The sequence below is a fragment of the Streptomyces asoensis genome (assembly GCF_016860545.1).
GTDB classification, from domain to species: domain Bacteria; phylum Actinomycetota; class Actinomycetes; order Streptomycetales; family Streptomycetaceae; genus Streptomyces; species Streptomyces asoensis.
Window position 1 is genome coordinate 2,648,320 of record NZ_BNEB01000005.1, and the last position, 13,462, is coordinate 2,661,781.

Annotated in this window: 10 protein-coding genes; 4 read left to right on the plus strand and 6 right to left on the minus strand. The window is 70.5% G+C overall.

What is annotated here, in order from left to right:
* Window positions 1-3: 3 nt before the first annotated feature.
* The gene (locus tag Saso_RS34240) at window positions 4-1,029 is read right to left on the minus strand and encodes an ATP-dependent 6-phosphofructokinase (RefSeq protein WP_189919591.1); all 1,026 of its coding nucleotides are present in this window, start codon (window positions 1,027-1,029) and stop codon (window positions 4-6) included.
* Between the two features lie 175 nt (window positions 1,030-1,204).
* Here Saso_RS34240 and pta point away from each other — a divergent pair, with 175 nt between their 5' ends.
* The 3 genes from pta to pyk all read left to right on the plus strand — a co-directional run bounded on the left by pta (window position 1,205) and on the right by pyk (window position 6,055).
* Entirely contained in the window at window positions 1,205-3,295 is a 2,091-nt protein-coding gene (pta, locus tag Saso_RS34245; protein ID WP_189919593.1) for a phosphate acetyltransferase, read from the plus strand.
* Entirely contained in the window at window positions 3,292-4,497 is a 1,206-nt protein-coding gene (locus tag Saso_RS34250) for an acetate kinase (protein WP_189919595.1), read from the plus strand. Before pta ends, Saso_RS34250 begins: the two co-directional genes overlap by 4 nt.
* 127 nt (window positions 4,498-4,624) lie before the next feature.
* Window positions 4,625-6,055: a pyruvate kinase gene (pyk, locus tag Saso_RS34255; protein WP_189919597.1), complete on the plus strand. Its 1,431-nt coding sequence runs from the start codon at window positions 4,625-4,627 to the stop codon at window positions 6,053-6,055.
* Window positions 6,056-6,224: 169 nt separating this feature from the next.
* Here pyk and Saso_RS34260 read toward each other — a convergent pair whose 3' ends face one another.
* From Saso_RS34260 to Saso_RS34275, 4 genes are all read right to left on the minus strand, one after another.
* Complete coding sequence (locus Saso_RS34260; RefSeq protein WP_189919598.1) at window positions 6,225-7,649, minus strand: hypothetical protein; 1,425 nt, start codon at window positions 7,647-7,649, stop codon at window positions 6,225-6,227.
* The gene (locus Saso_RS34265) at window positions 7,639-8,265 is read right to left on the minus strand and encodes a DUF6114 domain-containing protein (RefSeq protein ID WP_189919600.1); all 627 of its coding nucleotides are present in this window, start codon (window positions 8,263-8,265) and stop codon (window positions 7,639-7,641) included. The genes Saso_RS34260 and Saso_RS34265 overlap by 11 nt, the downstream gene beginning before the upstream one ends.
* A gap of 118 nt (window positions 8,266-8,383) precedes the next feature.
* Window positions 8,384-9,016 carry a DUF6230 family protein gene (locus Saso_RS34270; protein ID WP_189919603.1) on the minus strand — a complete coding sequence of 211 codons (633 nt, stop codon included), beginning with the start codon at window positions 9,014-9,016 and terminating at the stop codon, window positions 8,384-8,386.
* A gap of 645 nt (window positions 9,017-9,661) precedes the next feature.
* Window positions 9,662-10,636: a tetratricopeptide repeat protein gene (locus Saso_RS34275; protein WP_189919604.1), complete on the minus strand. Its 975-nt coding sequence runs from the start codon at window positions 10,634-10,636 to the stop codon at window positions 9,662-9,664.
* 239 nt (window positions 10,637-10,875) lie between these two features.
* On the opposite strand from Saso_RS34275, the gene Saso_RS34280 reads away from it, so the two are divergent.
* Window positions 10,876-11,535 carry a TetR/AcrR family transcriptional regulator gene (locus Saso_RS34280; protein ID WP_189919606.1) on the plus strand — a complete coding sequence of 220 codons (660 nt, stop codon included), beginning with the start codon at window positions 10,876-10,878 and terminating at the stop codon, window positions 11,533-11,535.
* Window positions 11,536-11,749: 214 nt separating this feature from the next.
* On the opposite strand, the gene Saso_RS34285 is transcribed toward Saso_RS34280, so the two are convergent.
* Complete coding sequence (locus tag Saso_RS34285) at window positions 11,750-13,450, minus strand: acyl-CoA mutase large subunit family protein (protein ID WP_189919608.1); 1,701 nt, start codon at window positions 13,448-13,450, stop codon at window positions 11,750-11,752.
* Window positions 13,451-13,462: the final 12 nt, after the last annotated feature.

The following is a 13,462-nucleotide window of genomic DNA, read 5'->3' on the forward strand; positions in this document are numbered from 1 at the left end:
GGGCTAGAAGACGGACTCCGCCTCTTCGATGCGGTCCGCCGGGACGGTCTTCAGTTCGGTCACCGCGTCGGCGAGCGGCACCATCACCACGTCCGTCCCGCGCAGCGCCGTCATCCGGCCGAACTCGCCGCGGTGCGCGGCCTCCACCGCGTGCCAGCCGAAGCGGGTCGCGAGGACACGGTCGTACGCGGTCGGGACGCCGCCGCGCTGGACGTGGCCGAGGATCACCGGCCGGGCCTCCTTGCCGAGCCGCTTCTCCAGCTCGTAGGCCAGTGCCGTACCGATGCCCTGGAAGCGCTCGTGACCGAACTGGTCGATCGCGCCCTTGCTGTAGTCCATCGTGCCGTCGGCCGGGTGCGCACCCTCGGCGACGCAGACCACCGCGAACTTCTTGCCGCGCGAGAACCGCTCCTCGACCATCTTCACCAGGTCGGCGGGGTCGAAGGGCCGCTCCGGCAGACAGATGCCGTGCGCGCCCGCGGCCATCCCGGACTCCAGCGCGATCCAGCCCGCGTGGCGTCCCATGACCTCGACCACCATCACCCGTTGGTGTGACTCCGCGGTCGTCTTGAGACGGTCCATCGCCTCGGTGGCGACGCCGACCGCGGTGTCGAAGCCGAAGGTGCGGTCCGTCGACGAGATGTCGTTGTCGATCGTCTTCGGGACGCCGACCACCGGCAGACCGGCGTCCGACAGCATCCGGGCCGCGGTCAGCGTGCCCTCGCCGCCGATCGGGATGAGCGCGTCGATACCGAAGTCGTGGATCATGTCGGAGGCGCTCTCGCAGGCCTCGCGCAGCCGGTCGCGCTCGAGGCGGGACGAGCCGAGGATGGTGCCGCCGCGGGCCAGGATGCCGCTCACCGCGTTGAGGTCGAGCCCGCGGTAACGGCCGTCCAGCAGGCCGGCGTAGCCGTCCTCGAAGCCGATGACCTCGTCGCCGTAGTTGTCGACGGCGCGGTGCACGACCGACCGGATCACTGCGTTCAGGCCGGGGCAGTCGCCACCTGCGGTGAGAACTCCGATGCGCATCGTGCTGTGTCTCCTGCTCGCTGTTGATGCCGGTGAGCCGGATCCGATTGTTTCACGCCGCGGAACGGGCTGTCGCTTGACGGGCGCCTTAACTACGGCCGGAGGTATTGTCAAGAGGGATCTGCTCACCTAGGTGGGCGATTTTTGTGCCCTCGTGAGGAAACGGAGAGCTCGCGTGACCCGCAGCGTGTACGTGACCGGAATCGACCGCGGCGACGGCCGCCAGGTCGTCGAGCTGGGAGTCATGGAACTCCTGACCCGGCAGGTCGACCGGGTGGGCGTCTTCCGTCCCCTCGTCCACGACGGGCCCGACCGGCTCTTCGAGCTGCTGCGGGCGCGCTACCGGCTGGCACAGGACCCGGCCACGGTCTACGGCATGGACTACCACGAGGCCTCCGCCCTCCAGGCGGACCAGGGGACGGACGAACTGGTCTCCACCCTCGTCGAGCGCTTCCACCGCGTGGCCCGCGAGTACGACGTCGTCCTGGTCCTGGGGACGGACTACGCCGACACCCAGTTCCCCGACGAACTCGCCCTCAACGCCCGGCTCGCCAACGAGTTCGGCGCGTCCGTCGTCCCGGTGGTCGGCGGCCGCGGCCAGACCGTGGAGTCCGTGCTCGCGGAGACCCGCAACGCCTACCGCGCCTACCAGGCGCTCGGCTGCGACGTGCAGGCCATGGTGACCAACCGGGTGGCCCCGCAGGACCGGGAGGAGACGGCCGCCGCCCTCGCGACCCGGCTGCCCGTGCCGTGCTACGTCCTGCCCGACGAGCCCGCGCTCGCCGCGCCCACCGTGGCCCAGATCAGCCACGCGCTCGGGGCGAGGGTGCTTCTCGGCGACGACTCGGGGCTGGCCAGGGACGCGCTCGACTTCGTCTTCGGCGGGGCGATGCTGCCGAACTTCCTCGACGCGCTCACCCCGGGCTGTCTGGTGGTGACGCCGGGCGACCGGGCCGATCTGGTCATCGGCTCGCTCGCCGCGCACAGCGCCGGCACCCCGCCGATCGCCGGTCTGCTGCTCACCCTGGACGAGGTGCCGAGCGACGCGATCCTCACCCTGGCCGCGCGCCTCGCCCCCGGCACCCCCGTGGTCTCGGTGCCCGGCAACAGCTTCCTCACCGCCGAGCAGCTGTTCTCCATGGAGGGCAAGCTCAACGCGGCGACCCCGCGCAAGGCGGAGACCGCCCTCGGGCTCTTCGAGCGGTACGTGGACACGGGGGAACTGCTCGGACGGGTCTCCGCGCCCAGCACCGACCGGGTGACCCCGATGATGTTCGAGCACAAGCTCCTGGAGCAGGCGCGCTCCGACCGGCGCCGGGTGGTGCTGCCCGAGGGGACCGAGGAGCGGGTGCTGCACGCGGCCGAGGTGCTGCTGCGGCGGGGCGTCTGCGACCTGACCCTGCTCGGCCCCGTCGACCAGATCCGCAAGAAGGCCGCCGACCTGGGCATGGACCTCGGCGACTGCACGCTGATCGACCCGGCCACCTCCGAGCTGCGCGACTCCTTCGCCGAGAAGTACGCGCAGTTGCGCGCCCACAAGGGCGTCACGGTGGAGCTGGCCTACGACGTCGTCTCGGACGTGAACTACTTCGGGACGCTCATGGTCCAGGAGGGCCTCGCCGACGGCATGGTCTCCGGTTCGGTGCACTCCACCGCCGCCACCATCCGGCCCGCGTTCGAGATCATCAAGACGCGGCCGGACGCCGGGATCGTGTCGTCCGTGTTCTTCATGTGCCTCACCGACAAGGTCCTCGTCTACGGCGACTGCGCCGTGAACCCCGACCCGGACGCCGAGCAGCTCGCCGACATCGCCATCCAGTCGGCCGCGACCGCCGCCCGGTTCGGGGTGGAGCCGCGGATCGCGATGCTGTCGTACTCCACGGGCACGTCCGGGTCGGGCGCCGACGTGGACAAGGTGCGGGAGGCGACGAAGCTGGTCCGCGAGCGGCGCCCGGATCTGCGGATCGAGGGGCCGATCCAGTACGACGCGGCCGTCGAGCCGAGCGTCGCCGCCACCAAGCTGCCGGGCTCGGAGGTCGCCGGACAGGCGAGCGTGCTGATCTTCCCCGACCTCAACACCGGCAACAACACCTACAAGGCCGTGCAGCGTTCGGCCCGCGCGATCGCCGTGGGGCCGGTGCTCCAGGGCCTGCGCAAGCCGGTCAACGACCTGTCCCGGGGCGCCCTGGTCCAGGACATCGTCAACACCGTTGCCATCACGGCGATCCAGGCCCAGACCCCGAGCGAGAAGGCTTCCCGGCAGTGACCGCAACCCGTGTCCTCGTCCTCAACTCCGGCTCCTCGTCGGTGAAGTACCAGCTGCTCGACATGCGGGACAGCAGCCGCCTGGCGAGCGGGCTCGTCGAGCGGATCGGTGAGCAGTCCTCCCGGCTCGCGCACACGCCCCTCGCGACCGGCGGCGGAAGCCGTGAGTGGACCGGGCCGATCGCCGACCACGACGCCGCGCTGAAGGCGGTGGCGGAGGAGCTCGCGAAGGACGGGCTCGGTCTCGACTCCCCCGAGCTCGCCGCCGTCGGGCACCGCGTCGTGCACGGCGGCAAGCACTTCACCGAGCCGACGGTGATCGACGACGCGGTCCTCGCCGAGATCGAGCGGCTGATCCCGGTGGCCCCGCTGCACAACCCGGCCAACCTCACCGGCATCCGCACCGCGACGGCCCTGCGCCCCGACCTGCCCCAGGTCGCCGTCTTCGACACCGCGTTCCACACGACGATGCCGGAGTCGGCGGCCCGCTACGCCATCGACGTGGAGACCGCCGACGCGCACCGCGTGCGGCGCTACGGCTTCCACGGGACCTCCCACGCGTACGTCTCGCGGGCGACGGCGAAGCTGCTGGGCAAGGCCCCCGAGGAGGTGAACGTCATCGTGCTGCACCTCGGCAACGGGGCGTCCGCCTCGGCCGTCGAGCGGGGCCGGTGCGTCGACACCTCGATGGGGCTGACACCGCTGGAAGGCCTCGTGATGGGTACGCGCTCCGGGGACACCGACCCGGCCGTCATCTTCCATTTGGCGCGCGTTGGCGGAATGTCCATCGACGAAATCGACACTCTTCTCAACAAGAAGAGCGGGCTCGTGGGGCTGTGCGGTGACAACGACATGCGGGAGATCCGGCGCCGGATCGACGAGGGCGACGCACGGGCGAAGCTGGCCTTCGACATCTACATTCACCGGTTGAAGAAGTACATCGGCGCCTATTACGCCGTACTCGGACACGTGGACGCGGTCGTGTTCACCGCGGGCGTCGGGGAGAACGCGGCGCCGGTGCGGGCGGCGGCCCTGGCGGGACTGGACTCCCTGGGCCTGGCGGTGGACGCCGGACGCAACGCGGTACGCGGCGACGAACCGCGGCTGATCTCGCCCGCGGGCGCGCGGGTGGCGGTCGCGGTGGTACCGACGGACGAGGAACTGGAGATCGCGACACAGACCTACGCACTGGTGAGGCGGTAATGATTGCGGCTCGGCGGCTCGGCCACGGAAGTAACCGGGCAGGAAAGCAACTGAGCACAAGCCCTCTCATTTGTATCTTCCGCCAGACGGAATATTCCGTAGCGAAACAAACCGATAGGATCGCCCCATGCGCCGTTCGAAAATCGTCTGTACTCTCGGCCCCGCGGTCGACTCCCACGAAATGCTCGTGTCGCTGATCGAAGCCGGCATGAACGTGGCCCGCTTCAACTTCAGCCACGGCTCGCACGCAGAGCACCAGGGCCGCTACGACCGGGTCCGGGCCGCCGCCAAGGAGACCGGCCGGGCCATCGGTGTCCTCGCCGACCTCCAGGGCCCGAAGATCCGTCTGGAGACCTTCGCCGAGGGTCCCGTCGAGCTGGTGCGCGGTGACGAGTTCACCATCACCACCGAGGACGTCGCCGGCGACAAGACGATCTGCGGCACGACGTACAAGGGCCTGCCGGGCGACGTCTCGCGCGGCGACCAGATCCTCATCAACGACGGCAACGTCGAGCTGAAGGTCCTGGACGTCGAGGGCGCGCGGGTGAAGACCATCGTCATCGAGGGCGGTGTCATCTCCGACCACAAGGGCATCAACCTGCCCGGCGCGGCCGTCAACGTGCCCGCGCTGAGCGAGAAGGACATCGAGGACCTGCGGTTCGCGCTGCGCATGGGCGCCGACCTGGTGGCGCTGTCCTTCGTCCGGGACGCCAAGGACGTCACCGACGTCCACAAGGTCATGGACGAGGAGGGCCGCCGGGTCCCCGTCATCGCCAAGGTGGAGAAGCCGCAGGCGGTGGAGAACATGGAGGACGTCGTCGCGGCCTTCGACGCCGTCATGGTGGCCCGTGGCGACCTGGCCGTCGAGTACCCGCTCGAGAAGGTCCCCATGGTGCAGAAGCGCCTCATCGAGCTGTGCCGGCGCAACGCCAAGCCGGTGATCGTGGCGACCCAGATGATGGAGTCGATGATCACCAACTCCCGGCCGACCCGCGCCGAGGCCTCCGACGTGGCCAACGCCATCCTGGACGGCGCCGACGCGGTCATGCTGTCCGCCGAGTCGAGCGTGGGCGCGTACCCGATCGAGACCGTGAAGACGATGTCGAAGATCGTCACCGCGGCCGAGCAGGAGCTGCTCAGCAAGGGTCTCCAGCCGCTCGTGCCGGGCAAGAAGCCGCGCACCCAGGGCGGTTCGATCGCCCGCGCCGCGTGCGAGATCTCCGACTTCCTGGGCGGCCGGGGCCTGGTGGCCTTCACGCAGTCCGGTGACACCGCGCGCCGGCTGTCGCGCTACCGCGCGTCCCAGCCGATCATCGCCTTCACCACCGACGAGGGCACCCGCAACCAGCTGGCGCTCAGCTGGGGCGTCGAGTCGCACATCGTGCCGTTCGTGAACAGCACCGACGAAATGGTCGACATGGTCGACCAGGAGATCGCCAAGATCAACCGCTTCAACCCGGGCGAGATCGTCATCATCACCGCCGGCTCGCCCCCCGGCGTGCCCGGCACCACCAACATGCTCCGCGTCCACCACCTCGGCGGCGGCGCGCGCGACTGACCCCGCGGCCCCTTCCCGGGCCGGTGCGGCTCCCCCCGGGCGCCGCACCGTCCGGGAGCGGCTCCGGAACACACGGAGGGCGCCCCCTGTGACAGGGGGCGCCCTTCGCGTCGTCGCGGCTCCCGGACGGGCTCCTGGGGGCTCGGCGTCCCGGCCTCGCCCCGCGGTGTCAGTCGGTCGTGTACTGGTGCAGCCCGGGGACGGTGAGCGTGCCGCCGAACTGGCCGGCCTGCTGGACCTTCGCGTTGGTGAAGTAGATCAGCGGGATGTTCAGCGGGGGCGGGCTCTTCGGGCTGAACGTCACGGGGATCAGGCCGAACAGGTTGCCGGAGATGCTCTCCGTGTACATCACCGTGTCACCGTCCTTGATGGTGGACGTGGTGCCCTTGCCCGCCTGCACGTGGTAGGTCTTGCCGCTCTGCTTGTCGTTCACGGTCTGGTGCAGGTCGCCGATGTCGGTGCCGCCGGAGATGACGTACTTCAGCACCTCCTTGACCGTGCCGTTGGCGGTCTTGACCTTGACGACACCCTGGTAGTCGGCGCCCTTGAGGAGCAGCGAGCTGGCGTTCAGGAACCAGGGGTCGTCGGGCAGCCGGATCTTGTTGTCGATGCCGCCCTCGTCGTCCGTGGCGGCGGGGCAGTCCTCGGCGTCCGTGGTCGCGCTCTCCGAGGGGCTCGGCGACGCCGTGGCGTCCTCGGCGGCCTTCTCGGTGTCCTCGGTGGCCTTCCCGGCCGTGCCGGCGGCGTCCTTGGCGGTGTCCTTCACCGTGCCGGTGACGGCGTCGGTGGTGTCCTTCGTCGTGCCGGACGAACCGGACGTGCCCGTCGAGTCCTTGCCCGAGGAACCGGAGGAACCCGAGCCGGAGGACCCGGAGGTGTCCGAGGAGCCCGAGCCGGAGTCACCGGACGCGTCGCCGGCCGAGGCCGAGGCGGACGGCGAGGGACTCTGAGTGGCCGTCGTGCCGGAGTCCTTGCCGTCGAAGAGGTCGGTGATGGCGTCGCCGATGGTCTCCAGGACGTTCTTGCTCGTCTCGGTGGCCGAAGGGCTCGCCGTAGCAGTGTCGCCCGACGTCGCCGCCTTCTCCGGGGCGGCCGCCTCGGAGGACGCGCTCGGTGCGGGCTCGGCCGTGTCGTCGGAACCTGAATCCGACGAACCGGAACCGCCCGAACCGCTGGAGCCGCCCTTGGAGTCGTCCGCGGAACCGTCCGAGGAGCCGCCCTTGGAGTCGTCCTTCGCGTCGTCCTTGGAGTCGCCCTTCGAGTCGTCGGCGGACTCGCTCGCGCTCGCCGAGGAGGACGGCGACGGGGAGGCCGACGCGGAGGCGTCCGCGCCTTCCAGGGCCGCCACGCAGTCCTTGTACTCGTCGATGGTGAGGCTCTTGGACGCCGGCTGGTCCTCGGCGTTGGCGAGGGTGGGCGTGAAGCCCATGCCCATCAGGACGGCGGTGGGCATGGCCGCCAGGGCTATCGCCTTGCCGGCCGGCATGTGGAGCCTGGTGAAGAGGGGCTTCTTGGGTGCCGCGTGCCGCGGCCCGGTGGTTCTCACGCGGGCAGCGTCCACATCGCTCCCGGTGGAAACCTCGTCAGCCGGCACTGTGCCTCCCGTTCGCCCCGTTGGCCGGGCTCGTTCCTGACAGATCGTGCAGATCGTGCGGCTCGCCGGCCCCGTCGTCCTTGGTGAAGGACGGCTTCGCGGTGGGGGCGGGGCCCGTGCTGTACGGGTTCGCCGTGAGGTCGCCGGCGGGGGGTGCAGGGAACACGCCCTCGGGGGCGTCTCCGGCGGTGGCTCCGGCCTCCGGCGCCGGAGCGGCGGGCGGGGTGCCCGGCGCCCAGGACACGGCCATGGCCCCGCCGACGAGCGCCAGCAGGAAGCCGATGAGGAAGCCGCCGAGGTTGGACACCGGGATCGACACCAGGCCGAGCAGGATGGCCGCGACACCCGCGAAGACCTGGACGTGCTTCTGGAACCACAGACTGATGCCGAGGACGCCGAGCAGACCGCCGATGATCAGCGACCCGGCTCCCGCGGTGGTCGCCATCGCCAGGGTCAGGTGGCCCACCTGGAGGTGCGCGTAAGGGAAGTAGGCGATGGGGAAGCCGGCGAGTAGGACGAACAGGCCCGCCCAGAACGGCCTGGTTCCCCGCCAGGCGCGGAACTGCTGCCTCCGGCGGGTGAACTGGCCGGGGGCTACAGGGGTCTCGGCGCTCATGGAAAACAGCTCCCTGGTGCGGCTTTGCTGTGGTGGTGAGTCGTACGTCTGGTGAAGCCCCTGGCTTCAGACTGGACGGGCGGGGGCGCCATAGGCTCCCCCGCCCGTCAGAGAGTGCTTAGTAGCACTCCTTGACACCCGTCGACAGCGACATCTTCAGGCCGCTGAGCTTGAAGGTTCCGGCGGTGGTGGCCCACGCCGTCTGCTTCACGTCGGTCAGCGTGGCGGAGTCCGCCTGCTGGGCGAACCCGTACGGGTTGGCCGTGTCACCGCTCTTGAGGCCCGGACCCTTGGTGGCGTCCTTCGCGGCCACACCGATGTCGATGCCCCGGAACACGGCGTCCGCGCTCAGGTCCTCGACGTCGATGTACAGGTTCTCGGCCTCGACCGGAGTACCGTTGCCGCCCGCCTTCAGCTGAAGGCTGACGGAGCCGAGCAGCGGGATGTTCGGGGTGACCACGGACTGGCACATGTTCGTGATCGAGGCGCTCTTGAACGCCGAGACGGCGACGGGGTGAGCCGTCTTCTTGCCGTCGAGGGTGTAACCCGAGTCGATCGCGCCGTACTGCGAGAAGCCCGTGCCGTCGAGCCGGTCGGCGCTCACCTTGAACGACTGACCGGAGACGCTGAACGACGCGGCCAGCGCACCCTGCGCGAGGGCGACACCTATACAAGCCGTAGCCGCGACGCTGGGCACCATGACCACAGCGAAGCGCTTCCATCTGGTCCCGCCACGCACCTGGGACTCCATATTTCCTCCTTCTCGGACGTACATCTCCTGCCCCTGACTGGCCCCCTGGTACGGCGGCTCAGCCGGGCAGGGATGGGAGAAGTGCTACGTCCTCGGGAAGGGGAGCGCCTGTTCCGGAGGCGCGAACCGCGCACCGATCACCGGCGATCACCCCCGAGCGACAACCACTGGTCGCGCCTGACACGCATCACGCACAACCTTGCTGGACAGGCTTCGACGCAGCGAAGACCCCCCTGTCCAAGAGCCGACTCCACTGCCGGCGGCTCTGCTCGGTGGGGACCCAGGAAAACCCGTTGACCCAACCGGCTGTCGGGGTACGGGATTGGACCGAGCGTGGCCGATCGTGGTGCATTCTCGCCGCCCGCACAAGGGGGTTCGTTACTCGCTAGTAACGGCGGGATAACCGAACAACGACCCGCAGGTCTCGACCGGCAACACAGGGTGTCATCGGAGCCCGGGACAAAACTGTTGATCGATGGACAGAAACCGACAGACCAACGCCCGACTCTTACTTGCAGTAACAGCGGCCGCGTTTACCAAGATTTGGTAAAGCGCGGCCGCTGGGGAACCACCTCGGCGAAATTTTCACTCGGGCACCACGGGCTCCGACGTTTAGTGACTGGTCAGAACCGGCGCCCGGGCACCTCAGAACAGGGCGCGCGCCAGCGCACGCCGGGCCGCCGCCACCCGCGGGTCGTCCGGCCCCACCACCTCGAACAGCTCCAGCAGCCGCACCCGTACGGCGTCCCGGTCGTCGCCGGCCGTGATGCGCACGGTGTCGATGAGCCGCCCGAACGCGTCCTCGACATGACCCCCCACCAGGTCCAGGTCGGCAGCGGCGATCTGGGCCGCGGCGTCCTTGGGCGAGGCGGCGGCGTCCCCGCGCACCCGCTGCGGATCCATGCCGCCGACCCGCTCGAGCAACTCGGCCTGCGCGAGCCCGAGTCGCGCCTCGCTGTTGCCCGGGTCGTCGGCGAGCACGTTCTTGTAGGCCTGGACCGCTCCCCCGAAGTCACCGGCGTCCAGGGCCCGCACGGCCGCCTCGAGCAGCGCGTCGTACGGCCCGACGGGTTCGGCCTCGGCGGCCTCCGGGGCGCCGGGCCCCGCGTCGGCGTCGACCGTCAGGCCCGTGAGCCCGAACCGCTGCTCGGCGACCTGCACCAGCTGGTCGAGGGTCTGGCGGATCTGCCCCTCGCTCGCGGCCCCCTGGAAGAGCGGCAGCGCCTGTCCCGCGACGACCGCGAAGACGGCCGGGATGCCCTGCACCCCGAACTGCTGCATCAGCATCTGGTTGGCGTCGACGTCGATCTTGGCGAGCAGGAAGCGGCCGTCGTACTCGACGGCGAGCCGTTCGAGGACGGGGCTCAGCTGCTTGCAGGGCTGGCACCACTCGGCCCAGAAGTCGATGACGACGGGCACCTCGGCGGAGCGCTGGAGAACCTCCCGCTCGAAGCCCGCCTCATCTACGTCGATGACGAGATCGGCCGGGGAGACGGCCCCCGCGCCGCCCTGCCGTGCCGTTTCGGCGCGCGTCTGCTCCGCCTTCGCCTTGGCCTCCTGGGCCGCCTTCACCGCGGCGAGGTCGACGACTCCGCTCATGGACATGTTCCGTGGCTGCATGCGTCTATCCTCCCCCGTCCGCGCGTGTACGTGAAAAGCGTTCCGAATACGTCCCGAACATCCCGAACACGAGCGCCGGGGTCCCCACCCCGCGCCCCGTCGGGCCACCGGCCCGCGCACGTCCAGCGCGAGCTTTCGCTACGAGTCGTAGCGTAATGGCACCGGGTGCCTGCGCAACACCACACCCCGGTGATCTCCCTCACCAAAGGCCATGACAAACCGCCGGTTATGGTCGGGGAATGCAGATCCGCACCCCCGCCTGCCGTCCCGGCCGTCCGCGCAGCGCCGCCGCGGACGCCGCGATCCTGGCCGCGACCCGGGAGGCGCTGGTCGAACTGGGCTGGTCGAAACTGACGCTGGGGGACGTCGCGACGCGCGCAGGGGTCGCCAAGACGACCCTCTACCGCCGCTGGGCCGGAAAGAACGAACTGGTCGTCGACGCGGTCGCCGAACTCTTCGGCGAACTCGAACTCCCCGACCGCGGCAGCCTCGCCGCCGACATCGAGGGCGTGGTCCTCCAGTTCGCGGCCATCCTGGCCCGGCCGGAGGCCAAGAGCGGGCTGATGGCGGCCGTCGCCGAGTCCACCCGCGACGACGCCCTGCGCGAGCGCATCCGCGCCTCCATCGTCGACCCGCAGAAGGATCTGGTCCTGGAGGGCCGCGCCCGCGCCCAGGCGCGCGGCGAGCTCCCCCCGCAGACCGACCCGGCCGAGGCCGCCCGCACGGTCGACCTCATCTTCGACGTCGTGGCGGGCGCGGTGGTGCACCGCACCCTGGTCAGCGCGGAACCGGCGGACGAGGAGTGGGTACGCAGCTTCACCCGGGTCCTGCTCCTGGGCCTCACGGCGTCCACCACCACGCCCGACGACCCGCCGTCCGGACCTCCCGCCCCGGCCTGAGCACACCCGCCGCACAAGCAGGCTCCACCGGCCCCGCGAGTCGGCTCCACCGGCCCCGCGAGTCGCACCCGGGCCCCGCGAGCGGCCCCGACCCCGGCCTCGCTCGCGCCCCCTCGGCCTCACGCCCCGCGCCCCGCACCCCCGAGACGGCGCTGCCGCCCGGACCGGGGGCGAAAACCCCGGCGGGCGGCAGCGGCAGCGATGGTGGCGGCGGTCAGAAGCCCGGGGGCTCGGTGTAGATCCCCCACTCGTCGCGCAGCACGTCGCAGATCTCCCCCAGGGTCGCTTCGGCCCGTACCGCGTCCAGCATCGGCGCGATCATGTTGGAACCGTCACGGGCGGCGGCCAGCATCGCGTCGAGCGCGCCCCGCACCGCCGTCTCGTCCCGGGCGGCCTTGCGCGCGGCCAGCGCCCGCACCTGCTCGCGCTCCACCTCGTGGCTGACGCGCAGGATCTCCAGGTCCCCGGTCACCGAACCGTGGTGCGCGTTGACGCCGACGACCCGCTTCTCCCCCTTCTCCAGGGCCTGCTGGTAGCGGAACGCGGACTCCGCGATCTCCCCGGTGAACCAGCCGTCCTCGATCCCCCGCAGGATGCCGGAGGTGATCGGCCCGATCGGGTGCCGTCCGTCGGGGTGGGCCCGCAGCCCGCGCTCCCGGATCTGCTCGAAGATCTTCTCGGCGTCGGCCTCGATACGGTCCGTCAGCTGCTCGACGTACCAGGAACCGCCCAGCGGGTCGGCGACGTTGGCGACGCCGGTCTCCTCCATCAGCACCTGCTGGGTGCGCAGCGCGATCTCCGCCGCCTGCTCGCTGGGCAGCGCGAGGGTCTCGTCGAGGGCGTTCGTGTGCAGCGAGTTGGTCCCGCCGAGCACCGCCGCGAGGGCCTCCACGGCCGTGCGCACGACGTTGTTGTACGGCTGCTGGGCGGTGAGCGACACCCCGGCGGTCTGGGTGTGGAACCTCAGCCACTGCGCCTTGTCGGAGCGGGCCCCGTAGACGTCGCGCATCCAGCGCGCCCAGATCCTGCGCGCCGCGCGGAACTTGGCGATCTCCTCGAAGAAGTCGACGTGCGCGTCGAAGAAGAAGGAGAGCCCGGGGGCGAAGACGTCCACGTCGAGACCGCGGCTGAGCCCCAGTTCGACGTACCCGAAGCCGTCCGCCAGCGTGTAGGCCAGCTCCTGGGCGGCCGTCGCGCCGGCCTCGCGGATGTGGTAGCCGGAGACGGACAGCGGCTTGTAGGCGGGGATGCCGGCCGCGCAGTACTCCATCAGGTCGCCGATCAGGCGCAGGTGCGGCTCGGGCTGGAAGAGCCACTCCTTCTGGGCGATGTACTCCTTGAAGATGTCGGTCTGGAGCGTGCCGTTGAGGACGCCCGGATCGACGCCCTGCCGTTCGGCGGCGACGAGGTACATGCAGAACACGGGGACGGCCGGCCCGCTGATCGTCATGGAGGTCGTGACGTCGCCCAGCGGGATGTCCTTGAACAGGACCTCCATGTCGGCGGCCGAGTCGATCGCGACGCCGCAGTGCCCGACCTCGCCGAGCGAGCGCCGGTCGTCGGAGTCGCGTCCCATCAGCGTGGGCATGTCGAACGCCACGGACAGTCCCCCGCCGCCGTTGGCGAGGATCATCTTGTAGCGCTCGTTGGTCTGCTCGGCGTTGCCGAACCCGGCGAACTGCCGGATGGTCCACGTACGCCCCCGGTAGCCGGTCGGGTACAGGCCGCGCGTGAAGGGGTACTCCCCCGGCCAGCCGATCCGCTCGAAGCCTTCGTAGGCGTCACCGGGCCGGGGCCCGTACGCCGGCTCCACGGGGTCCCCGGAGAGCGTCGTGAAGTCGGCCTCGCGCTTGCGCGATGCGTCGTACCGGGCCTGCCAGCGGCGGCGGCCCTCCTCGATGGCGTCAGCGTCCATGCTTCGAATTTA